Origin of the sequence: Prevotella sp. 10(H) (genome assembly GCF_000711235.1) — a bacterium.
In the GTDB taxonomy this organism is placed as follows: Bacteria; Bacteroidota; Bacteroidia; order Bacteroidales; family Dysgonomonadaceae; genus Dysgonomonas.
In genome coordinates this window covers 730,174-754,076 of the sequence record NZ_JOMI01000007.1, presented here as the reverse complement: position 1 = coordinate 754,076, position 23,903 = coordinate 730,174, and the positions used below count along the sequence as shown (strand labels likewise).

The window sequence follows — 23,903 nt, the reverse complement described above, 5'->3', positions numbered from 1 at the left end:
GTTCTTTAAGTATGCTGTAGTAAGCCGTATCCGTTTTTCATAGTTCTCCTGCGTTCGATTATCTTTTCTAGGGTCTGCATATCACCTATTGCAGGCAGATCGTTCCCTTTTGCATTTTCAAGGAACTCCCATGCATACTCGGATGCGATAGCGGAGTCTTTCAGTGTTGGCAGATTTGGATGACGCACACCGGATTCGATAGAATCGGCAAACAAGTCACACAATACATCTATATTCTTTCCGCCGAAAGGTCTTTCTTCCCTGATAGTCTGGTTAACGCCATGAATCTCTACTACAGCTGTTTTGAAATCATGCGTCATACGGGCTATACCTTTTGTTCCGATAATATCTATATAAGAATTGTGCGTCTGATCTTTTGACAGTTGTCCGTAAACATGCCCCTGTGTAATATCAAATACTACCCCATTTTCGAATGTTCCGTGACATTGAAGCCACCACGGGTCTTTATAATCCCACATACGTACGGCCTGAGCATTCCATGTCTTAAAATTACATCCTGCATACCAACGGGCGATATCTACATAATGCATACCGCAATCGTGGAAAGACGGGCCTTCATATTCATGTCCTTCTCCCGGAGCCAGTCCCGGAGTAAGATGACATACACGAATAATAGCCAGTTCGCCTATCTCACCCTGCGAAATATATTTCTTTATGAAGTTATGATACCATGAGTTGCGCAGATAAAGATTCACTGTAGTAAAAAGCTGGGTATTTTCTGCAATATATACGGCTGCCCATTCCCGAACTACTGTGTCGGCTATTGGTTTTTCCGATATGACGTGTTTACCACCTTTGATTGCTTTTTCTATTTGTTCTTTCCGTGAATTGGCAAGGGCAAACAAGCCTACGACTTGAACTTCAGGATCGTTAAATATTTCATTTTCGTTCTCTACTACTTTCGTTCCGGGAGAAATTTTTTTAGCTAATTCACGTGATTTTGGATTTGTATCGCAGATATAAGCGATGCTCCACCGTCCGCTTTTCTGCATTTCATCAAAATAGAACCGGCCCATTCTGCCGAAGCCTATTAACCCGACTTTAATTAAAGAATTCATTTTTCTAATGATATAAGATTGGTTTATCAAATTTTCTAGCTGTGGGAATAATCCGGACTTGAAATGTAACTTATGAATGTTTTTTCATGATAAAAATTACTGCGGTCATTCCCTTATTACAAAGCTAAAAAGAATAAAAGCCCATCTTTAATCGTAAAGGCATCTTTGTAGATACACAAAACAGATATACATCTATTAATAAGGCGATTATAAAAATAAAAAACAGAAAAAATGTAGATAGTTTGGAACGAAATCAGTCTTCTTTTTTGCTTATAACACCTATCTTCATAACGATATTTTCAAACTCATCGCGAGGTACTATCGCTTTATTTCTGATTTTGGTCCTGTAATTATATACAGTACTTATCGAACAGCGAAGGAAAGAAGATATTTTCACACTATCGGTAATTCCTAAACGCAGAAGGGCATAAATACGAAGTTCTCTGTTTAGTAAATCGCCCGATTTAAGGATTATCTGTTCGTCTTCCGCTAATAAAGAATTGAAATCGGAAACAAAGGTAGGATACAGGTTTAAAAATACAGAATCGAAGTTTTTATAAAGTTCATCGATTTCACTGTCAACCATAGCTGTGGATTTCAGCATCTTGAATAATTTATCCAGCTGGTTGTTCATAGCTATTTTACTCAGATTCTTGCGATAATCTTCCATTTTGGTAATGTAATCGGAGCATAAATCCAAGAAATGAACAATATACTGTTCTTTGATATGATTTGCCTCTGTCAATTGGTCGTTGCTTTCATTCAATTCGTTATTGAGTGATGTCAGTTTATCATTTGTAAGAGAAAGCTCCTCCTTTATAACTGACATTTTTTTCATCTGTTTGTAAACGTATATGACAAGCAAGACTAAAAATATAGACAGTATGCTGATAAAGACCAGATATAGTTGCAATTTAGATTTCGATCTGGCCTGATCCTGCTGATAAGAAGCATTAATAATGGAATAAAACCGAGACATCTGCGCAGTACGGAATTGCACTCCTGAAAAAACTGCATCTTCTATTGCCGACTGGGTATATTTGAATGCCCGGGCAATATCACCGCTATCATAGTAGATAGTTGCCAGCCTCTGAAAAGAAGCATTTTCCTTTATCGAATTCTTAATATCTGCTATAGCAGAAAGGGTATAATATTTCTTTTCTAACAAATATTCTTTCTTTCTACCGTTGATCGCCCCAAGATAGTAAGTTATCACTGCATAGTTGGGTGTATCAATATCTTCTGTATCCAAAAGTTCGTAAAGCAAATCTTCAGCCAATTCTGTTTTTCCTGAGCTTAAGTATCTGTGGGCTTGATTTATCCTGTAGTTGAATGAAACCGGATCTATTACAGACATCAAAGAATCGCGGTATAATTCATTCTGGGTTAGATATTTATTCTGATAGCTATTCGCCCCGTAATGCTCGAAGAAACGGCAATAGGTTTCATAATAGTCCGGAAGTAATTCCTTGGGCAATAGCTTCCTGTTGATATTATTCAGTATTTCTTCCGATTCGCGATACATCCCCGAATAAGAATACAAGGATGCCATTTGTATTTTAGATGTATAAATTAGCTTTTTATTTTTTAATGAATCTGAGATTTGAAGATTTCTTTCTATATAATATCTGGCAGAATCAAGTTTAAACTTTTTATATTCCTGATATAATTTGAGGTTGATGCCATATTCATACTCCAACGAGATATCCTCATCCTCAAGCATTTGTTTCAGATCGTAAATCTTATGTTCTTTTTGTTGAGTAAACTGCTGCTTATTATTTATGATATAATCCAGATAATCAACTAATGATTTCAAATCATCTTTCCCGTATGCAGAAATATTCAGGAAGAAAAGTATGAGTATAAAAAAGATTTTTTTTAATTGCGATATACTATCAAATTTCATTATTTGTGGCATTTTACTTATGTAAAATTACTCCGTTTATTATTTAGTTATGTATTAATTTACCACAAGATAGTAAACTTCTGAATAATACAGGTCTGAAAAAAACTTAAATTCTTGCAAGCATATCAATAAACAATTATCAAACAAATAGTTAAACATCCCCCTTTCACGACGAATTTAATTCTATTAACAAAAATGGCAAACCTCCCCTCGATTAACATCAGGGGAGGTTTAAAATAAAGACAAACTAGTGTGTTCCAGTATTGATTAAGGTTATTTCAAAGAATGTTTATACTGTTTAAAAAGTATCTTTCACACAACGTACAGAACTCAGCTGATATTTATTAGACTGTGCTACTACTCCAACAGTTTTCCCGGTATTAATACTACGCCTCGAGTCAGTCGTTGGCGTTGTACTGCTGGCACTGATAAAATAGCCTACATGCCCAAAATTAACAGCAGCACCAATCTGGTGAGGATAAGCATTTGAAGGATTGGCATGACCGGCCAGTAGTCCCGAAAATCCTCCTGCTATAAGGCGTTTCGATGTTCCGTAATTACTAAGATCAGTTCCTGCCGCTATAGCTTCACAATTATCTTTCATTGCATTTCCATGCAAGATGCCGCGTGTTCCGTATTGCTGGTTTTCATTAAATACATCTCCGCCGGGTACATCGATAATATTCTCTGTATATGTAGAGTATTTTGTCGTATTGTTTATAATTTCTTTTTCCAGTCTTGTCCATTCCCAATCACTTGGTAAATGCCATCCGTTAGGGCAAATTCCCTGTACTTTTTCCTGTGTACCGCCCTCATGGGTATATTTTTGGTTAAACTCACTTCCTGCAGGAGCAGGACGTCCGCCCGTCGCTGCAGCATAGGTATACAATACGCCATAATGAGGATTGTAGATATAGAGATCATCCAGTGTAGCATCCGTACCACCGTTTCTTGTAGGATATCCCCAGCTGGCTCGGTTAATATCCTGTGTTGGATTATAATCATTATACATTGTAATGGTAGGGAATGGTTTCCCGTCTGTACGAACCGGATCGTATGTCAAGGCCGACATATTTGTGGTCATCCAGCGTCCGGCCGGTCCGAAATCTGCCGAATAATAATCATAATCGCCATTCGGCCCGCGCGTATCTTTATGTCTTATTACTTTATTTACGCCATACTCGGTCTCATAAGGAAGGGCTTCTATTGCCGTCAGGTCTTCTGTTCCCTGACATTGCCTCAACTCGGCAGTTATATCATTAAATCTTTTAGGCACATTTGTGTCTGAAAAAACAGCATACGCCTTGAAGAACCTCACACCTTTACCTCCTTGTTTTGCCGTTAGCCAAAAGGCGAATCCTGGATTAATAGTTCCGTCAGACTTATTATTACCGGTAATTGTTCCGCTGGCCGGAGTATAAGTTTGTAAAATATTATCCGGATCACTTACTTCTACTTTCCATTTTACATTTGTCTGAACCCCTAATCCATGTGTCTGATTAATGCCATGAAATGTTATCAGGGTATCCCTTGTAGTATTGACAGTAGCTGTTCCTATTTTCATAGCGTAATTTGTCTGGTTGAGTATTACGTCACTTGTTCCGCATTCCGACGTGAAAGACAATTTTGTTTCCTTCGAAAACCAAGGGCTTTCCCAAGTAACTTCGCTGGTTGTATTCATCATATCAGGAAGCAATTGCAAAGGAGTGGTGGCAGAAGGTAAAGTCGCAGGAAGCGGATTAGCTGTGAAATCGATAAGCCCCAGAGAACCATTAGTCAATTGCGATAATGTCGCCGTATTATTATCGGGCCCTACAGTTACATTAACTACTGTAGGTGAAAGCGGTCGCAAGTCCTTTCCACTTGGTAATTCTATAATAGTAGCATTTGGATCAAGCGTTACTCCGGGCAATACCACCTTACCTATTTTAGACCATCCTTTCTCCTCCCATACATAAACACCCTTGCCATGCATGCTACAGTTATCCACATGGAATACTACCAACCCCACGTGTGCGGGATCGATCGTGCTTTTATCAGTGGTGTATTCTGCTGTAGGTGTTACTCCGTCACTTTCGGCAAACATCGGATACAGGTTGGTAAAATCCGTCAGTTTCACACGCGGTAATCCAAGCCCTTTACTGGCATTAGGGCTACCATCATTGACATTAGGATATTCTTTCAGGTCTAACAAAGCACCTGCGTTTGCAGGCTCAGATATACCAATTGTAACCTGAGCCTTAGATCCTGTTGATAAAAAAAATAGAATAAAAAATAGTAATAAACTACAAGTTTTTTGTACACTGATTTTCATATTTTGAAGTGTTAAGATGTATGTATATTTTCAAAAATTGATACAGAGCTTTATGTTAATATGTGTCTGGGATTTTTAGTATGAATATTTGTCTTCTTAATAAAAAAGTTACTTGTTGACCGCAAGGTGTATATAGTATCGAGGGGCGAAATTAGATGATCGGAAAACAATATCAAAGGCTGTGGGATGTATGGCACAGAATCTGGGATACTTTATACAAATATGATTACAGACGGACATTTCAGCAGATTATATACTATTTACTGCTATCTGTATCGTACCTTTTCACAAGATGATATATGAACACTGTAAATATATTGTGAGATTAATCTGTCTTGACTTAAAAGGCAGATTATTTTATTAAGAAAATAGTAGGATAGATAAAATTGTAGTAAAGCCGATAAGGATTAAGAACATATAAAACGGAAAGCTGGTAAATTCAGATATCCAGTTTTTCTTTTATAGCTTTTGTATAAGATTTGGAAACAGGAACTTTTACGTCGATATTATTTAACGTTAGTTGATAGCCATGCGAATTGCCCCTAACATCGGCTATATTCGTAAGATTAACAATAAATGCCCTGTGGCAGCGTACAAACTGTGGATAAGGTTCTAATACTTCCGTTATCTGCTGCAATGTAGTACGTAAAGATTTTTGTTTGACTATATTTTCTTCCTTATAATATATAGAAACGTAGTTTCTTAAAACCTCAGCATATAATATATTATCAGCCGGAATAGTGAGTGAATCTTTCGTGCTTCCCGACAAAGAAATGATATCCTTATCATCTTCGTTATTATTTATGATTTCATTCTTTTTATCACTTAAAACAATATCATTCCGCTGATTCCTGCCTACCAAAAAAAATAGGAATGTAGGAACAGCTGCAACAAAAGAAGCTCTTGCATACCAGACAAACAACCTGTAAAAAGGATGCACATCCATTACTTTATTTTCCTTTACACTAAGAAAATAGACCAAAAAAGCACAAATGGGAGCTATAATAATTACTATTGAAAGAGGGATAGTCAAATACTTGCCGACAGTCCAATTGTCCGGATGGTAAAAGTTTTTAAAAATAAAAGGCAATCCGTACATTACAAACGAAACAACTATTATCGTAACAACTGTAAATATGAATACGATTGCATGCTCATGGTCAGACAGGCTTATCCCCAATGGCCTCAATACAATGGCTACAAGGAAAACCCATGCGGAAGAGATCACTACGACAAGCCATCTTCTGTGAATATATTGAAACGGCTGATTGAAAAATCGTATTAGTTTTCTGGCTTTTTCTGGCATACATATAATAGTAGGCAAACATCCTGCTATCTGATATTTATCATAAATTAGATAAAATACCTTGTTGCTTCGATATGCAAATTTTGTTCTGGTTTATGAATTAGTCCTCACTCAATACAAAGATAACATCAAATTTCGATTGAATCAGAGGTAAATGTCAATTGGGAATGAATGTGTAATAGAAAGGCATGTTTATGTAATTTTCCCTTAATTATGTAAACTGTTTATAATATAGTAAATAGATTTTTCAGTATCACTATATATTGGTATCACGATGAGGACATATACCTACATATGGTGATTGTAGAACATGCCGCCTAATACTACTTTTACGCCTGCAAAAACAACTTCAACAATGAATATCAAACGACCTGCGACTTACACATTTAGCTATTTCTTATTTTTATTTCTCTTCTTCGGAAGTTCTTTTCCTTCATTATATTCACAAAATACTGTAACAGGACGTGTTATCGATACACAAAAAAAGCCCGTCTATTCCGTGGCTGTATCTATAGAAGGTACTACTATTGGTGAATATACTAATGAACAAGGTGAATTTCTACTAACAAACGTACCTGCCGGAAATCGTACTGTTACAGTATCGGGACTGGGATTGAAAACTGTAAAAGCAAAAATAAATGTACTGTCGGGTAAAACTACTGTCATTCCTGACATTGAAATCAGCAATTCACTGGAACTTGACGAGGTTGTAGTTACTGGAAAAAGTGAAGCACGGCAAAAACAAGAACAGGCTTATGCCGTAAGCGTACTTGATTTGAAAAAATCATATAATACGGTTGCCCCGTTGAGTAAGATGCTGAGTAATGTTTCCAGTGTACGTATTCGTGAAGACGGCGGAGTAGGTTCGAATTATAATTTTAGCCTAAATGGATTTTCGGGTAATCAAGTTAAATTCTTTTTGGACGGCATACCAATGGATAACTTCGGTTCGTCTTTCAATCTGAGTAATATTTCCGTGAATATGGCCGAGCGTATCGAAGTATATAAAGGTGTCCTTCCTGTCAGCCTCGGGGCCGATGCTCTAGGAGGTGCCGTAAATATTATAAGCCGCAAGGATGCCAATTATCTCGATGCATCTTATTCTATCGGGTCATTCAACACACACAGGATTTCACTCAACGGAGCATATACCGATCTAAAAACAGGTTTTACTGTACGGGCAAATACTTTCTTCAATTATTCGGACAACGATTATAAAGTATTCGTACCGATAAAAGATTTGGAAAGCGGTAAAACAATTGAAGAAAAGTGGGTGAAACGTTTCCATGACGATTACAAATCGATGGGAATAAAATTCGAAACGGGAATTACCAATAAATCGTATGCAGATTATCTTTTGGCAGGCATCATATTATCAAAGAATGACAAGGATGTGCAGACGGGAGCAGTAATGGATGCTGTATACGGCGGGGTAAGAGCCAAAAGCGAATCGATGATACCATCTATACGCTACAAAAAAGAAGATTTGTTTGTGGAAGGACTATCTGCCTCGTTATATGGGGCATACAGTATGGTAAACTCATTCAGTATAGATACACTTGCACGCAATTATAATTGGCTGGGAGAATGGGCAGAAAAAAAAGCGAAAGGAGAAAGAGCATATACCGATTCGAAGATAAAAAACAGGGAATGGCTGGCCAATGCCAACCTAAGTTATATGATAGATAATCATCAGTCCGTTACACTCAATCATGTATTCTCTTCTCTCAACAGGAAAATCCACGATGCAGTAGACCCTGAAAATGAATCAAACAAAATTCCTCAGAAACTGACTAAAAATATTACCGGACTGGGCTGGCAGATAAAATATGACAGATGGAATGCAAATGTATTCGGAAAAATGTACACCACGAATAGTTCTACTTACAAGATAGAGAATCAATATTTGAGCAACCAAAGTCTGGAGAAATTGACAGACAGTAAAACCAATTTCGGCTACGGGGCAGCTTTTACATATTTCATTTTACCCAAACTACAAGGAAAACTATCTTATGAAAAGGCATACCGTTTGCCCGAAAGTTCAGAAATGTTCGGTGACGGCCTTGTTCAGCAACGCAATCCCGACCTGAAGCCCGAAAGCAGCAATAATGCCAATCTTGGCTTCATATTCGAGCAAATCTTTAAAGAACATACTCTCTATGTGGAGACTAATCTTATCTATAGGGATACAAAAGACTTCATTCTGAAAGATGTATCTACCGCCACAGCCGTTACCAGTTATAAGAATATGGGTAAAGTGCGCACAAAAGGTGTAGAAGGCGGATTAAAATATCAATTCAAAAGACTATTACAGGCTGGAGTAAACTTTACCTATCAGGATATTAAAGATGTGCAGAAATATGAAAAAAGAGAGGGTTCGTATGTAGGAAACGACGTGTTTGAAAATGTAAATTACAAACGTCGGATACCTAATATACCTTACATTTTCGGACATGGAGATATAGGGCTTCGCTTTCAGGACATTGCAATGAAAGATACCGAATTATCTCTGGATTATTCATTAAATTATGTATGGAAATATTATCTCTCATTTCCGGGAATGGGAGCAAAAGCCTCTAAGAAAGTTATTCCGGAGCAGACTTCGCATGACATATCCTTGGGATATACCATGCAGGGGGGAAAATACAGCGTAATAGTAGAATGTACCAATTTCACAGACACGAAACTATATGACAATTACAGATTGCAGAAACCGGGACGTGCATTCAATCTTAAATTGCGTTACTTTTTGAAATAAAACCATTTAGAAATTAGAATGATGAATAATAAATATATAAATAAAACACTTTTACTTGCTTTCTCTTGTTGCATAATGCTTTTCACAACATCATGCGACGAATTCGATGATAAAGGGGAAGATATACCGAACCGGCCCTATGTTTTGGCACTGGGTATAACAACCGGAACTACAACCGCTTACTATATTGTTACCACCGACGACCTTATGTCCGGTACTATAAATGCAGTGAATAAAGGTATCGAACAAAACGGATTCCATGACTATGAACAAGGTAACCAAACTATCTTTTGTGTGGGTGGACTAGGCGTTACCAACGCCACAGGAGTGGTAAGGGGAACTGACGGGTTGCTATATGAAAAAGATCAGTTCAGCTTCGATGAATCTTTGAGATTATTTTCGCAGATAGACAATCAGTCGATGCTTGGCATGGAAATACCGGATAATGCCGAAAGCGGTGACATGATAACATTTTATGAGGTAGATATCGACGGTATCTCGATATCCAAACGCACGAGCACACCTATAGCGCCTATTTCATCACTGGAATGGCCAAGCCCTACAGGACTATGCCGCAGTGGAGATAATATATATATGACCTATTTTCATATGAATCCAAAAGACTATGAAACAAAGTATACCGACACAGCATATGTAGCCGTTTACTCATATCCCGATATGACATTTAAAAAGTTGATGAAAGATACCCGTACAGGGCCTGCAGGTTCGTGGTATGCCCATAACGGCTTATTTAAAGATGAAACGGGAAATGTCTATATCATGTCTAATTCTTCCATTGCAAACGGTTTTTCACAGGCTACAAAGACGGCTGCTTTTCTGCGTATACCTGAGGGAACAACTGAATTTGACGATTACTATTTCGACTTTGAAGCCAAATCGGGAGGATTGAAACCAATACATATAAAATATATAGGCGACGATCTGCTATTTGCGGAAGTCAGTACTATAAAAAATATGACGGCAAAAGAACATCGCTGGAAAGATAATGACTTGAAGTGTTGCATTATCGACTTGAAGAATCAGACAGTAACGGATATAAAAGAAATACCTGTCCATAACGGAAATGGGGGACGCCGTTTCGCTGTTTTGGTAGACGATGGATATGTGTATGTACCTATAACAGAGAATTCCGGCAGGACTTTTATATATAAAGTAGACCCAAAAACAGCAACCGCTGAAAAAGGAGCGGGAGTTTTGACTAACTTTGTCGCCGGATTCTTCAAAGTAAAATAATAAAAATGCCGGTAAACAAAACGTTGCGGAAAATTTCGTTCGAACTTCATCTATGGCTGGGCTTACTATCTGGTATCGTGCTGTTTATTGTCTGCATAACGGGATGTATATATGCATTCAAGGACGAGATAAACGATTTTAACCAGCCATGGAAATTTATTTCGCCACAGGAAAAAGAAATCATAATGCCCACCCGTGTCCTCGAAATTTCAAACAATGAAATAAAGGATGCTACCCCTTCGGCAATTACATACGGTGAAGCATCGGATGCGGTCTTTGTAGATTATTTCAGTCCAAAAACAGGAATGAGTACGGTTTATATAAACCAGTATGACGGCCAAGTACTCAAAACCTTAGAAAAAAAGCCGGATGATTTCGACTTCTTCCGCTTTATTCTCTCCGGACATCGTACATTATGGCTACCGACTAATATAGGGAAACCTATTGTTGGATATGGTGTATTGATTTTTGTAATAACACTTATAACGGGCGTTATCTTATGGTGGCCGAAAAAATGGAATAAAAAAACAATAAAGAAGAATTTCACTTTCAGAAAAAATGCACCCTTATCCCGCATCAATTTCGATATTCATAATGTATTGGGAGGATATTCTGTTCCTATATTGTTGATACTTTCCCTTACCGGATTGATATGGAGTTTCAGCTGGTTCAGTGAGTCGGTCTATTACATTACATCAGGCGGAAAAGAATTGAAACCATATACTTTACCTAAATCCGACACTTTAAATATAAATAACCGTATTCTCGAACCGCTGGATAAGCTATATCTTCAATTACGAAACGATGAGCCTAATGCCACAACTTTCTATTTTGCCCTACCCCGAAAAAATGACGGAGTAATCCGAGTAAGCGTGGTTCACGAAAGAGGTTCATATTATAAAACCGACAACCTGTTTTTCGACCAATATACACTCAAGCCCTTAGAAGGTTCAGGCCCCTACGCAGGAAAGTATACAGAGGCATCCGCTGCAGATAAATTCCGAAGAATGAATCTGGAAATTCATGACGGCAGGATATTGGGTATTTGGGGTAAGATTCTGGCATTTTCAGCCAGCCTTATCGGGGCATCTCTGCCTGTGACCGGATTTATTATCTGGTACCGGAGAATAAAGAAAAAGCGTAAAAAGGCCTTAAAGCTATCATAAAGCTTCGAAAGGTAACTCGGCATCTTTTCTGTATCCTGTTGCATTAAAAGAAGCAATCAGTTCACCGGATTCGTTTGTTATATTGACTTCACAATTAGCGAGGCGATTATGTGAAAACACTTCCCGTGCTTCGGCATATAATACTCCTTTGCTCTCCGATTTAAAGAAATTGATATTAGACGTTATGGAAAATGTGAGCCGTGCATGACTGTTTGTTGCTACGGCAAAAGCAAGATCAGCCAGCGTAAAAATGGCGCCTCCCTGACACACGCCTCCTCCATTCAGATGTGACGGAGTTATCTCCATACAAGCTTTAGCATAACCGTTTCCTGCCTTCATTAATTTAACGCCTGCCTGTAATGCAAATTTATCTTTTTCAAAAAACTCGTATATTGTCATAGTCTCTTTATTTTGATCGCCACACAATAAAAGTGGTATTTTCCAATTCTTCTGACGGGTCGGTTCCGTATTCAGTTTTATTACGCTGTTGGTCGTAATACCAGCCATAGGCATTATTTGTTCCAACAAGATATATTGCCTCGCTTACACCTATGTCTATCAATGCCTGTGCAAAATCGTGGAACGATTCGGCACTTCGGCTCTCTATCATTACCACTTTTCCCGAACGGATAGCTAAAGCCCTGCGGATCGATTTATTCTTCGGATTATTCTCAATTAATTCTCCTTTATCTACGAGCGGATATTGACGGAAGAAATATCCTCCTTCTTCTATAGATTCCTGCAACAATGGTGTTTTATCTGCTACACCGATTGTAATTTCTCCGTTAATTACAGCACAGAAACCTTCTTTGGCCACGCCTCGTGACAAGCGTTTACCTGCTAAAACGAAGTCTCCTACAATATCTTGATTATCACCTCTTATATCTGCAGCCTGCGTAATAAAGACAATCGTAGAATCGGTTTTATCCTGTACTCCCACCGCCAGTGACATTTCGGCATGATGTGGAACATATACAAACATAGGAACGTCATTTACTGTCTCTTCCAGTACTTCGATATAGCTTCTGATTGTATCAGACTGTGAAATGCTATCCGTTTTGACAATAACCGTTTTAATAACCTTTTCCTTTACCGGTTCGAAATAGTATTCTTCAGTCGGTTTACGTAGCAGAAATACAAGCAGAATGATGATAGCCAATACAGCTAAGCATATACCCAGCACCAGCCATTTCCGATTCTTTTCTTTCGGGCTGTTATCTCCACCTTCTTTTGAGCCAAGAAAGTAGACTTCATTTTCTTTGTTTATATCTTTCTTGCTCATCTCTATAATTTTTTATTATTCAAACTTTCTTCCAGTACCATTTTCAGTGCTCTTAAAGCTTCTTTTGATGCCGAAAGAACAAATTTATCAGAGAAACTTATATCGGATAATATGATCTGCTGCCTCGACACACTCACATAATAAATATAATCTGCATTTATTATCAGGCTTTTTCCCAAACGGATAAACACTTGTGCTTCAGAGCCCAACTGCCTTTCAATCACCTTTTCGAACGTGCCCAGATTGAAAGAAAATACATGCTCTTCGCCATTGACAAGCACCATAGTAGAATAGTTTCCGTCGGATGAGATATAGGCTATCCTGTCTGGCGAAACCCTGACTAATTCATTGCTGTTTGTCAATACGAGATACTTTTGCATCTATTTAGTTTGTTTCGGATAAGCTACTAATATTTTTTCAGAAATAGGATTCTGTATTTCAATATTCATGAACCTGAAATTGTAGTCGGGAACCCATTCTTTCAGTACAGCAGGTATTTCAAAGAAATCCTTGCCCGTATGATAAAGGGAAATTAAAAGTACAGGCTTATCTCTTTTTATAGTTTCCTTTCCTCCTTGTATAGCTGAATATTCGGCACCCTCAATATCCATTTTGATAAGACCTACCTTCCGGTCTTTACATTCTTTGTCTATCGTTGTTATATGTATTTTTTCTTTAATGGAAGATGTGGCAGCAAGCGCATCATTGGTCGAACAACTGGACAATTGATCGGGATTAATATAAATATCTATATCCTCTTCCTTATCTCCCATTCCCCTATTTACTACAATGATTCTATCCGTATTATTCATACGTATTGTTTCTTTCAAATGTTCTGCATTCGCAGTAACAGGCTCGTATGCATAAACTTTTTCCGGTTTGTATTTTTTCAAAAGCATTATGGAAGTATCCCCCAGATAAGCACCTATATCCAGAAAGTCTTTACCGGCAATAAATCCATGAACATATGCAGGTAGATATTTTAAGCCATATTCATGTATATAAGTGTGCTCCTGAAACGAGTTGGAAGGCAAAAAATAATCATAGCCGTCCAAGGCAAGAGAATATCCATTTTCGACTTTTCGGGTTGCATCCTCAATAACTTTCTTTTTCTTTAAAATATCTTTATGTTGTTCGTTTGTTTTCAGATAATTGTAGCCCGGTATAACAGATTTGAGGCGGTTGTCGATAAACTGAACGATTTCACTCTCATCTTCTTTGGGATAAAAACTTGAAGGATTGAAATTGATATCTTTTTGAAAGCAATATTTCACGAAATCAACTGCAAGCGGATGCAATGCGCCTAATGCCATAAAATCATTCTTAGATTTATTGCGGCTGGCTTTTCGTTGAAGATACACAGAATACGCCGGGTTGAAAGGATGAAAAACCATAATTCGAAGCCATTTGGGAAAACGCATTTTTATCCGGTACAGTTTATCGGCATTCTCCTTTTCGGCTTGTGCACTATTTTGTTTTTCCTTGATTAAATCATCCAGCCTCTTGTGAATATATGCATTGTCGATGAGCATTCTGTATTTTGTTTTGTTAAAATGCAAATGTACTAACTTTGAGCAATTATAAGACACCTTATCGATCATTTTTATATTAAAATACACCCCGTCAGAGATTTTGAATTCACACCAAAAAAAACTATCTTTGGTCGAGTTTTGAAATAGCTATTAAAATCATATTACACGCATGTTCCCCGAAGATATCATCGACGAACCAGAGAATTTAGACAATGACGAACAAATACAGGACGAGGAATCCGGTAATGACGGCTCCCATTCCGATTATAAAGTTCCGGTAAAAGATACCGGAGACAATCAGCTACACCTTTCGGGCATGTTCCAGAACTGGTTTCTGGACTATGCTTCATACGTTATACTCGAGCGTGCCGTTCCTCATATATCGGACGGACTGAAGCCGGTACAACGCCGTATCATGCATTCCATGAAACGTATGGACGACGGCCGTTACAACAAGGTGGCTAACATCATCGGGCATACCATGCAGTTTCACCCGCACGGGGATGCTTCTATTGGGGATGCTTTGGTACAATTGGGACAAAAAGACTTGCTGGTAGACTGTCAGGGTAACTGGGGAAACGTATTTACAGGGGACGGTGCCGCTGCACCACGGTACATAGAAGCACGGCTATCTAAATTTGCACTGGAAGTACTATTTAATCCTAAGACAACCGAGTGGAAACCGTCATATGACGGACGTAACAAGGAACCGATTACGCTTCCCGTAAAATTCCCGTTATTACTTGCTCAGGGAGCCGAGGGTATTGCCGTAGGTCTTTCATCAAAAATACTTCCGCACAACTTCAACGAACTTTGCGATGCTGCCGTTGCACACCTGCAAGGCGAAGAATTCACATTATATCCCGATTTTCAGACAGGAGGATATATAGATGTCAGCAAATACAATGACGGTGAACGCGGCGGCTCTGTAAAGGTACGTGCAAAGATTTCGAAACTGGATAATAAAACACTTGTCATCAGCGATATTCCTTACGGAAGAACATCTTCATCGGTAGTAGAATCGATATTGAAAGCAAATGACAAGGGCAAAATAAAAATACGCAAGGTAGACGATATCACCGCACAGAACGTAGAAATACACGTACATCTGGCTCCGGGAGTATCATCTGACAAAACAATAGATGCGCTTTATGCATTCACCGATTGTGAGATAAGCATATCTCCGAATTGTTGCGTTATAGAGGATAACAAACCATATTTCCTTAATGTTAGCAGAATATTAAGGGATACAACCGAAAACACCCAAAGGCTGCTTCAACTCGAATTAGAAATACAAAAGAGTGAACTCGAAGAAAGCCTGCACTTCTCTTCTCTGGAAAAGATTTTTATCGAAGAGCGTATCTATAAAGATAAGGAGTTCGAAAATGCTTCCAGTATGGATATTGCAATAGAGCATATCGATAAACGGCTGACAAAATTCGCAAAATTATTCATCCGTGAAGTGACGCGAGAGGATATCCTCAAACTGATGGAAATAAAGATGGGACGCATTCTCAAATTTAATTCCGATAAGGCTGACGAGCTGATCGCCCGATATAAGGAAGAGATAGAAGAGATAAAACATAACATAGAAAATATTGTAGACTTCACTATTTCGTGGTATGTAATGCTGAAAGATAAATACGGCAAAAACTATCCACGCAAAACAGAAATCCGCAGCTTCGATACTATCGAAGCTACAAAGGTGGTAGAAGCTAACGAAAAGCTTTATATCAACCGCGAAGAAGGATTTATCGGCACAGCATTGAAAAAGGATGAGTTTGTCTGCAACTGCTCCAATATCGACGACATAATTATTTTCTATAAAGACGGAAAATATAAGATTGTGAAAGTTGCCGATAAGATGTTCGTAGGCAAGAATGTATTATATCTGAATGTATTCCGCCGAAACGATAACCGGACTATCTACAACGTAGTTTACCGCCATGGGAAACAAGGTCCCGACTATATAAAACGCTTTGCCGTGACGGGAATCACCCGCGACAAAGAATATGATGTTACACAAGGTAAAGAAGGCTCGAAAATCGTTTATTTCAGCGCAAACCCTAACGGGGAGGCCGAAACTATCCGCGTGATACTGAAACCGAAACCCCGTCAGAAAATACTTGTTTTCGAAAAGGATTTCAGCGACATAGCTATCAAAGGACGCCAGTCGATGGGTAATATTCTTACAAAGGCAGATGTGCATAAGATTTCATTGAAGCAAAAAGGAGGTTCTACCCTTGGTGGACGCAAAGTATGGTTCGATCAGGATGTGCTTCGCCTCAATTACGACGGACGCGGCAAATATCTCGGTGAATTCCAGAGCGACGAACAAATACTTGTTGTAAATCAGAATGGGGAATTCTATACATCCAATTTTGATTTGAGCAACCATTACGAATCGGGCATCATCTATATAGAAAAATTCAATGCTAATAAGAATTGGACAGCCGTACTCTTCGATGCCGACCAGAAGTTTATGTATATGAAACGCTTTACATTCGAAGCATCGGCTAAGAAACAAAACTTCTTGGGAGATAACCCTGAATCGAAGTTGAAATTACTGACGGATGTTGTTTATCCTCGCATTCAGGTTACATTTGGCGGACGTGACAGCTACCGTGAAGCATTGGAGATTGATGCTGATGAATTTATAGCAGTGAAAAGCTTCAAAGCCAAAGGTAAACGTCTTTCTACATTCGAAATCGGCGAAATAAAGGAATTGGAACCGCTTCGCTTCCCTGAACCGGAAGACGAAGAGGAAAAGAAATTTGAAGTGCAGATAGATGACGACGACGACGATGTGGATAACCGCCCTATCTCGGATATTATAGATGAAATTACTGGCCAGCAATCATTGTTTAAAGATGGTGATAAGGAGGATGAAGAGTAAATATATATTCCTGTTATTCAGCTTATTGTTTTGGGGTAATTTATTAGCTCAAAACAGAGTGGATACAGTATATATTTATAAAACAGACACAATAATAATAACACCTGTCTATTCTTCTTTTCCAGGCTTGGGTGCCTGCCCTCTCCCTGAATTAAAAACCAACAATGCTATTTCGGCATCGATAGGCTTCGCCAATATGTACGACACCTACCTGTCGCCCCTTGAATACAAAGGATTCTCTATTCACCTGATGTATGAACAGATGCGGCGGACAAGGTGGTTCAACTACAAATTCTACAAACAACAAGTCTTCGAACTCGACTTTTCCAAAGGCGATAATCCAGCCAAAAACGTTACAGAATATTGGGGGCTTCTCTCCTACCGCATCGGCGGGCATTACAGCCTGTACAATACCGATGCATTCCGGCTGGGAGTCGGCGGATTATGGGATATCAATGTGGGAGCGTTATATAACGAGCGTAACGGAAATAATCCAGCGACAGCGCGCGGATACACCAATCTCAACCTGTCGGCTATTGCCTCCTATAAATATAAACGGTTTGCAGTACGCTGGCAATTAGATACACCATTTATGGGGATGCTTTTCTCTCCGCGATACGGACAATCCTATTATGAAATTTCACTAGGTAATACGGTAGAAATAGTGAATTTCGCCTCGTTCCACAATCAGAGGGCATTGCGTAATTATCTATCCGTAGATATCCCGATAAACAAATATACTATACGTGTAGGCTATCTCGGCTCTTGGTATCAAACAAAAGTACACAATATACAAACACATCATTACACCAACAGCTTTGTTATCGGCTTCCCTATCGAGGGTGTCAAACGGTCACGGGAAAAGGCAGAAAACAACTATTGGAATAACCACTGACTATGGTTCTAAAAAAAGAAAAACTAGGGAATATTGCAATCGCAACCTCTTTGCTTATGCTACAATTCCCGATTGTTGGGATAATAAGAAACAGCTTTGAGTATACAGGCAGTGCAATTATCAGTGTAATCTTGTTTGGTATAGGCGCTTGTTCCTCTGTTATTCTATATAGGTATTGCCGATACAATTTGTTATGGAAAGAAGAAAGTATCTGTCGCAAGCCAATATGGATTTTACGCCTGTTCGGACTGATAACATTCATACTGGTTGCATATTGTCATTATTATATTTAATAATAAAATGTTCAGAGAAGTAAGACGACAAAACAGAATACTGGAAGATGAGGAACGAATCAAAGAATTGCTTCTGACTTCTGAATACGGATTTCTTAGCCTAGGCATTTCCGAAAATGGGTACAGCTATGGCATACCTCTCAATTATGCATACGATGAAGAGGAAAACATCCTTTATTTTCATTGTGCACCCGAAGGCGAAAAACTGGATATACTGAAAAAGCATAGCAAAGTTTCTTTTTGCATTGTCGGCGTCACGCAACCGATCCCGGATCAATTTTCTACAAAATATGAAAGTGTAATAGCTTTCGGTCGAGCCGATATAGAATTATCCGATGAAGAAAAACGGAAAGCCTTACGGCTCATTGTCAAAAAATACTCACCCGAATACGAGGAGATCGGAGAGAAATACATGGATAAATCGTGGGAACGGACTATGACTTTCAAGGTAACAATAGAACATCTTACTGCGAAAGCTAAATATTGATAATGAAATTTCATCATGCCTTTAACCTGTTTCGTACAGTAAGAAGCAGATTTCACACAGAGGATAGAAATGCATGATGATTATATATAAATTAGGTTTATTTTTGTATCAGCAGGCAGAGGCCTGCTTTAGGAATTAAGATAAAACAGATTGTGTAAAAGTAAATTATCGGAAAATATTTTTCCATTGCCTTTATTTTTGAGGAAAAGTGACTAGCTTTGCACAGTTTTTATTAAAATATTTCCTAACACAAAAATTTTTGTTTAAATTGCTGATTGTGAGTACATCTAATAATTCGTATTTTGTTAAGGCAATAATATTTGTCGCCTTATCTGTGGTAATCTTCTTAACATTCAAGTTTTTATTGCCAGACCGTCTTTTTTCGGACGAAGTAGGGGCTAATGAGAATATCCTGATGGATAGTATGGCACTAGCTGCCCAAAGCGATACTACGGCTGATGGAATAGTTCCTCTGCAAACAGACAGTACAATGTCAGGGGATACACTACAAATCGATGAGAACCTCGACCCCACTTTATCGATAGACGGCTATAAGAATCTAAAACGTTTCTATGCTAAACTTCGCAAACTCGAAGAAACAGGTACCGGAAAAATAAGAATTGCTTATTATGGTGATTCGATGAACGACGGCGACTATATAGTACAAGATGTACGCAGCGAGTTTCAGGAAAATTACGGGGGTGAAGGTGTCGGCTTTGTAGCCATATCATCATTATCAGCAGGCGCAAGAGCATCTGTATCGCATCAGTTTTCTAAAAACTGGTTTTCCCAATCGTTTGTAAAAGTAAAGAAACCACGACGTCCCTTTGGAATAGACGGGCAGGTATTCTTCGCTAATGATCCCGGACAGACATATTGGGTGAGATATAAGGCGCAATCGCAACCGCATTCGACTCAGTTGAATTCCCCTACTCTTCTTTACGGAAGAGGAAATAACAGTAATGCATATGTGACCATTGCTGCCGATAAAGATTCGGTGATAAGTAAAGGACTGAATCCTTCCAACTTAGTAAATACGCTGTCATTATCATCGCGAGATCCGAAATCGCTGCAGGTGAATTTTAATAAAGCTGACTCTATTCCTATCTATGGCTTTAACTTCGATAACGGAAAAGGTATACATGTAGATAATTTTTCTGTACGCAGCAACTCGGGACTACCTTTATCTATATTGAATCCGTCATTGATGAATGCGTTTGATAAAGTACTGAATTACGATCTTATAATCCTGCATTACGGAGCCAATGTATTAGGATATGGCTCGCTAAATTACAGTTGGTACGAAAAAAATATGACTACTGTCGTGAATAACCTGCATACATGTTTCCCTAACGCTGATATATTAATTATATCTACTGCCGACAGGGCATTGAAAATAGAAGGAACGATGCAGACCGACCCGGCTGTAGTACCATTAGCCAATGCGCAGAAGAATTACGCCCGCAAAACGGGATCGGGATATATTTCATTATATGAAGCAATGGGCGGAAAAGGCTCAATGGTAAACTGGGTTAATAACAAGATGGCCAATAAAGATTATACCCACTTTAACGGAAGCGGCTCCAAAAAGGTAGCTAAGCTTATATATGAAGAAATTGATAAAGGTTACACTAAATTTAAGACAAATCAGTAATAGAAAGATAACGGATTGATGAAGTTCATAACAAGAATAATACGTCTAAGTCTTATTATTCTCTTATTAATGCCCTCGCTGAATATACCGGCAAAATCTATCAAAAATAATAACGATATTTTTGATGGGAAGGGTGATATTTTCGCAAATCAGGCACTTTTATCAACCGTTTTTGAGAAGTTATATAATTTAGAAAATAACAAACAAGGAAAAATAAACATTGTGCATATAGGTGATTCTCACATACAAGCTGATTTTTTCACGAATGCTATCCGTGAAGCCCTCCAACTGAAATTCGGGAACGGCGGATTCGGGTTTACTTTTCCTTACAGACTGGTGAGAACTAACGGCACGAGTCGTGTGAAGTATATTTGCAATGCTTCGTGGCAAAGTCTGCTCAATGTATATCCGGTAGCTGATGTAGGCGTAGGATTGAGCGGAATAGCATTGTATACATCGGCTGAAGATTTTGTATTGCAATTATATACAGAGGAAGGTTACGAATTCAGTAATGTAAAAATAATATATCCCACTGTCGAGCCTCATTACAGAATGTCTGTTACTGCAGATCCACTCGAAGTTTCTTCCAGTGGTACAGTTACCGCTTCTACCATAGGCATGAGATATCACACGGTGAAAAGCGGGGAAGGTCTTTATGGCATTAGCCGTAAGTACGGCGTTACCATAACGCAGATAAAAAATGCAAACGGGTTGAAATCGAATCTTATTAAACCCAAGCAAAGGCTGAAAATACCTGTAAAAGCAGGGGCTAGAAGCACTAAGCTCGTACAAACTAAGGCCTCGACATCGAATATAGAGAAGGATAGTATTGATTATGTGAACTTGGAAACCAAACCTTATTATTCTTCATATACAAGTGATACGCTTCTCAACAGGATTACAATACTTCCCGCCGACAAACAGGCAATGTACAACCTTAACGGGTTTGTAATTGAAAACGACAAACCGGGTGTAATTTATCACTCGATAGGAGTTAATGGAGCAAAGCTATCTGACTATAACAAATATCCGTTATTTTTCGAGCAGCTTCCTATCCTGCAACCCGATTTGGTTATCCTGTCATTCGGTACAAATGAATCGTTCGGCAGGCTTTCTCAAACGGAATATATCTATCAGGTACAGGAGTTCATTGAGAACATCAAGAAATTAAATCCTTTTGCTACTGTCCTTGTAATGACCCCTCCTCCATCCATGTTTCGAAATCGTCGTATAAATACATATATTATCGATTACAGCGATGCCCTGATGGGTATGAATAATGTACCGGTATGGGATTTATATACCCGCATGGGGGGAGCATCGGGCATTGCTCCTAAAGGTCAGTATGCCCGTATGATAGCCCGTGATAAAGTCCATTATACAACCGGAGGATATCAGGCTCAGGGTGAACTTTTTGCTTCCGACTTCATTGACGCATACAATAACTATAAGAAGAATATAAAAATTGAAGACACCGTTGAACATAAGTGATTCATATCTTCCTGATTATATTGCCGGATTATTCAGTGATCTGAATATATCCTCATGGTTTATTTATAATCCGGAACATCCGTTATTGTTCAATAGCCCGCTATTTCTCGGTCTGTTCCTTGTTTTCTATGTTATTTATGTACTGACAAGAACGCAGAAGCATGATTTGTTCCGCAAGATATATGTCATCGTATTCTCTCTGTTTTTCTATTATAAAGCCGGAGGAAACTACTATATACTGCTGGTCATATGTGCGGTTGCTACCCATCTGCTTTCGAAGAAAATGTATGAAACGGAAAAGCAATCATCCCGCAAGTTATTACTGATCTTTATTATTATAGCCAATCTGGGAATGCTGTCGTATTATAAATATACGAACTTTCTTATCGATAATATAAACGCGATATTTAACGGTGATTTGTCATTCCAGAATATCATACTGCCTATTGGTATCTCTTTCTTCGTATTTGAGGCTATCAGCTATGCCGTAGATCTCTATCGTCGACAAATGGAACCGGCCAGATCGACGCTCGATTTCTGTTTCTATATCAGCTTTTTTCCTAAACTGGTGGCAGGCCCGATTATCAGGGCGAAAGACTTCCTGCCGCAGATGTATAAGAAGCTGCACCTGACACGCGAGGAGGCTAGTTCAGCTATATTTCTTATACTTATCGGATTGATTAAAAAGGCTGTGATATCGGATTATATCTCAACAAACTTTGTAGACCGCGTATTCGATTCACCGTTAAGCTATACATCGTTCGAAAATCTGATGGCTGTATATGGTTATACTTTACAGATATATTGTGACTTCTCGGGTTATTCCGATATGGCAATAGGACTTGCTCTATTGATGGGATTCACTATACCTCCCAATTTCCTCACTCCGTATAAATCGCAATCGATTACCGAATTCTGGCGGCGCTGGCATATTTCATTATCTTCTTGGCTGCGCGACTACTTGTATATCTCGTTAGGCGGAAACCGTAAAGGAAAAGTAAGAACTTATATTAACCTGTTCCTGACCATGCTCATCGGCGGTTTGTGGCACGGTGCATCATGGAAGTTCGTCATCTGGGGAGGGCTACATGGCGTTGTATTAGCTGGCGAACGTTTCTTCAAACAATACATAAAGGTACCCGATGACCGTATAACACGTATAATCTGCATATTTCTTACATTCCACTTTGTTGCATTTTGCTGGATATTCTTCCGTGCAGGCAGTTTCGAAGTTGCAGGCGATGTTATTACCAGCATCGGTGATCTGACATTTGCTCCGCACGACTGGTGGGTTGTACTGGAAGGTTACAAGAATGTATTTATACTGGTAGCTATCGGATTTATAATGCACTTCCTGCCTGAGAACTTTGTTAATAAGGTAAAAGCAGGATTCAACAGTAGTCCGCTTGGAGTGAAGGCAGTGATTGCCGGACTAGTTTTTTGGTTGGTATACGCTACAATGTCGAGCGGTCCTCAGCCGTTTATATACTTCCAGTTTTAAAGGTTAGGCTCAACTAATTGCAAATTCCTCATAATGCAAATATAGTCTGTAAATCATAAATTGTATATTTGCCTTATCACTCTAAACAA

At 38.7% G+C, this 23,903-nt stretch carries 17 protein-coding genes; 9 read left to right on the top strand and 8 right to left on the bottom strand.

Annotated features, from left to right (window positions below; translation table 11 throughout):
- Window positions 1–5 precede the first annotated feature (5 nt).
- The 4 genes from K348_RS0114700 to K348_RS0114685 form a co-directional block, all read right to left on the bottom strand.
- On the bottom strand, window positions 6–1,079 hold the full coding sequence (locus K348_RS0114700) for a Gfo/Idh/MocA family protein (protein WP_029906036.1): 1,074 nt from the start codon (window positions 1,077–1,079) through the stop codon (window positions 6–8).
- Between the two features lie 253 nt (window positions 1,080–1,332).
- Window positions 1,333–2,985: a DUF6377 domain-containing protein gene (locus K348_RS0114695; protein WP_051697906.1), complete on the bottom strand. Its 1,653-nt coding sequence runs from the start codon at window positions 2,983–2,985 to the stop codon at window positions 1,333–1,335.
- A gap of 298 nt (window positions 2,986–3,283) precedes the next feature.
- Window positions 3,284–5,299 (bottom strand): FISUMP domain-containing protein, encoded by a 2,016-nt coding sequence (locus K348_RS0114690; protein WP_029906033.1) that lies wholly within the window; start codon window positions 5,297–5,299, stop codon window positions 3,284–3,286.
- Between the two features lie 439 nt (window positions 5,300–5,738).
- On the bottom strand, window positions 5,739–6,605 hold the full coding sequence (locus K348_RS0114685) for a LytTR family DNA-binding domain-containing protein (RefSeq protein WP_029906032.1): 867 nt from the start codon (window positions 6,603–6,605) through the stop codon (window positions 5,739–5,741).
- 355 nt (window positions 6,606–6,960) lie between these two features.
- On the opposite strand from K348_RS0114685, the gene K348_RS0114680 reads away from it, so the two are divergent.
- Genes K348_RS0114680 through K348_RS0114670 form a run of 3 tightly spaced genes read left to right on the top strand, consistent with a single transcriptional unit; the run spans window position 6,961 to window position 11,783 of the window.
- Window positions 6,961–9,363 carry a TonB-dependent receptor gene (locus tag K348_RS0114680; protein WP_051697937.1) on the top strand — a complete coding sequence of 801 codons (2,403 nt, stop codon included), beginning with the start codon at window positions 6,961–6,963 and terminating at the stop codon, window positions 9,361–9,363.
- Between the two features lie 21 nt (window positions 9,364–9,384).
- Entirely contained in the window at window positions 9,385–10,617 is a 1,233-nt protein-coding gene (locus tag K348_RS0114675; protein WP_029906030.1) for a DUF4374 domain-containing protein, read from the top strand.
- A 5-nt stretch (window positions 10,618–10,622) separates the two neighbouring features.
- Entirely contained in the window at window positions 10,623–11,783 is a 1,161-nt protein-coding gene (locus K348_RS0114670) for a PepSY domain-containing protein (RefSeq protein WP_029906029.1), read from the top strand.
- On the opposite strand, the gene K348_RS0114665 is transcribed toward K348_RS0114670, so the two are convergent.
- From K348_RS0114665 to K348_RS0114650, 4 genes are read right to left on the bottom strand one after another with little or no spacing between them, the layout of a single operon-like run.
- On the bottom strand, window positions 11,778–12,182 hold the full coding sequence (locus K348_RS0114665) for a PaaI family thioesterase (protein ID WP_029906028.1): 405 nt from the start codon (window positions 12,180–12,182) through the stop codon (window positions 11,778–11,780). The genes K348_RS0114670 and K348_RS0114665 overlap by 6 nt on opposite strands.
- A 7-nt stretch (window positions 12,183–12,189) precedes the next feature.
- Entirely contained in the window at window positions 12,190–13,065 is an 876-nt protein-coding gene (locus tag K348_RS0114660) for a hypothetical protein (RefSeq protein ID WP_029906027.1), read from the bottom strand.
- 2 nt (window positions 13,066–13,067) lie between these two features.
- Complete coding sequence (locus K348_RS0114655) at window positions 13,068–13,445, bottom strand: LytTR family transcriptional regulator DNA-binding domain-containing protein (protein WP_029906026.1); 378 nt, start codon at window positions 13,443–13,445, stop codon at window positions 13,068–13,070.
- Window positions 13,446–14,597, bottom strand: coding sequence for an FkbM family methyltransferase (locus K348_RS0114650; protein ID WP_029906024.1), 1,152 nt, complete (start codon window positions 14,595–14,597; stop codon window positions 13,446–13,448).
- 169 nt (window positions 14,598–14,766) lie between these two features.
- Between K348_RS0114650 and K348_RS0114645 the strand changes: the two genes are divergently transcribed.
- The 6 genes from K348_RS0114645 to K348_RS0114620 all read left to right on the top strand — a co-directional run bounded on the left by K348_RS0114645 (window position 14,767) and on the right by K348_RS0114620 (window position 23,814).
- Window positions 14,767–17,493: a DNA gyrase/topoisomerase IV subunit A gene (locus K348_RS0114645; protein WP_029906022.1), complete on the top strand. Its 2,727-nt coding sequence runs from the start codon at window positions 14,767–14,769 to the stop codon at window positions 17,491–17,493.
- A complete protein-coding gene (locus tag K348_RS0114640) occupies window positions 17,483–18,388 on the top strand; it encodes a DUF3316 domain-containing protein (protein WP_081852586.1) in 906 nt (301 codons plus the stop codon). Before K348_RS0114645 ends, K348_RS0114640 begins: the two co-directional genes overlap by 11 nt.
- Window positions 18,389–18,688: 300 nt before the next feature.
- Entirely contained in the window at window positions 18,689–19,168 is a 480-nt protein-coding gene (locus K348_RS0114635; protein WP_029906018.1) for a pyridoxamine 5'-phosphate oxidase family protein, read from the top strand.
- Between the two features lie 277 nt (window positions 19,169–19,445).
- On the top strand, window positions 19,446–20,822 hold the full coding sequence (locus tag K348_RS0114630) for a hypothetical protein (RefSeq protein WP_231496795.1): 1,377 nt from the start codon (window positions 19,446–19,448) through the stop codon (window positions 20,820–20,822).
- Window positions 20,823–20,840: 18 nt separating this feature from the next.
- Window positions 20,841–22,313, top strand: coding sequence for a LysM peptidoglycan-binding domain-containing protein (locus K348_RS0114625; RefSeq protein ID WP_029906014.1), 1,473 nt, complete (start codon window positions 20,841–20,843; stop codon window positions 22,311–22,313).
- 19 nt (window positions 22,314–22,332) lie between these two features.
- Window positions 22,333–23,814 (top strand): MBOAT family protein, encoded by a 1,482-nt coding sequence (locus tag K348_RS0114620; RefSeq protein WP_051697934.1) that lies wholly within the window; start codon window positions 22,333–22,335, stop codon window positions 23,812–23,814.
- Window positions 23,815–23,903: the final 89 nt, after the last annotated feature.

Bases quoted from the DNA above. Each gene is read 5' to 3' on its own strand.
- K348_RS0114700 (WP_029906036.1), bottom strand. From the start codon at position 1,079: ATGAATTCTTTAATTAAAGTCGGGTTAATAGGCTTCGGCAGAATGGGC.
- K348_RS0114695 (WP_051697906.1), bottom strand. From the start codon at position 2,985: ATGAAATTTGATAGTATATCGCAATTAAAAAAAATCTTTTTTATACTC.
- K348_RS0114690 (WP_029906033.1), bottom strand. From the start codon at position 5,299: ATGAAAATCAGTGTACAAAAAACTTGTAGTTTATTACTATTTTTTATT.
- K348_RS0114685 (WP_029906032.1), bottom strand. From the start codon at position 6,605: ATGCCAGAAAAAGCCAGAAAACTAATACGATTTTTCAATCAGCCGTTT.
- K348_RS0114680 (WP_051697937.1), top strand. From the start codon at position 6,961: ATGAATATCAAACGACCTGCGACTTACACATTTAGCTATTTCTTATTT.
- K348_RS0114675 (WP_029906030.1), top strand. From the start codon at position 9,385: ATGAATAATAAATATATAAATAAAACACTTTTACTTGCTTTCTCTTGT.
- K348_RS0114670 (WP_029906029.1), top strand. From the start codon at position 10,623: ATGCCGGTAAACAAAACGTTGCGGAAAATTTCGTTCGAACTTCATCTA.
- K348_RS0114665 (WP_029906028.1), bottom strand. From the start codon at position 12,182: ATGACAATATACGAGTTTTTTGAAAAAGATAAATTTGCATTACAGGCA.
- K348_RS0114660 (WP_029906027.1), bottom strand. From the start codon at position 13,065: ATGAGCAAGAAAGATATAAACAAAGAAAATGAAGTCTACTTTCTTGGC.
- K348_RS0114655 (WP_029906026.1), bottom strand. From the start codon at position 13,445: ATGCAAAAGTATCTCGTATTGACAAACAGCAATGAATTAGTCAGGGTT.
- K348_RS0114650 (WP_029906024.1), bottom strand. From the start codon at position 14,597: ATGCTCATCGACAATGCATATATTCACAAGAGGCTGGATGATTTAATC.
- K348_RS0114645 (WP_029906022.1), top strand. From the start codon at position 14,767: ATGTTCCCCGAAGATATCATCGACGAACCAGAGAATTTAGACAATGAC.
- K348_RS0114640 (WP_081852586.1), top strand. From the start codon at position 17,483: ATGAAGAGTAAATATATATTCCTGTTATTCAGCTTATTGTTTTGGGGT.
- K348_RS0114635 (WP_029906018.1), top strand. From the start codon at position 18,689: ATGTTCAGAGAAGTAAGACGACAAAACAGAATACTGGAAGATGAGGAA.
- K348_RS0114625 (WP_029906014.1), top strand. From the start codon at position 20,841: ATGAAGTTCATAACAAGAATAATACGTCTAAGTCTTATTATTCTCTTA.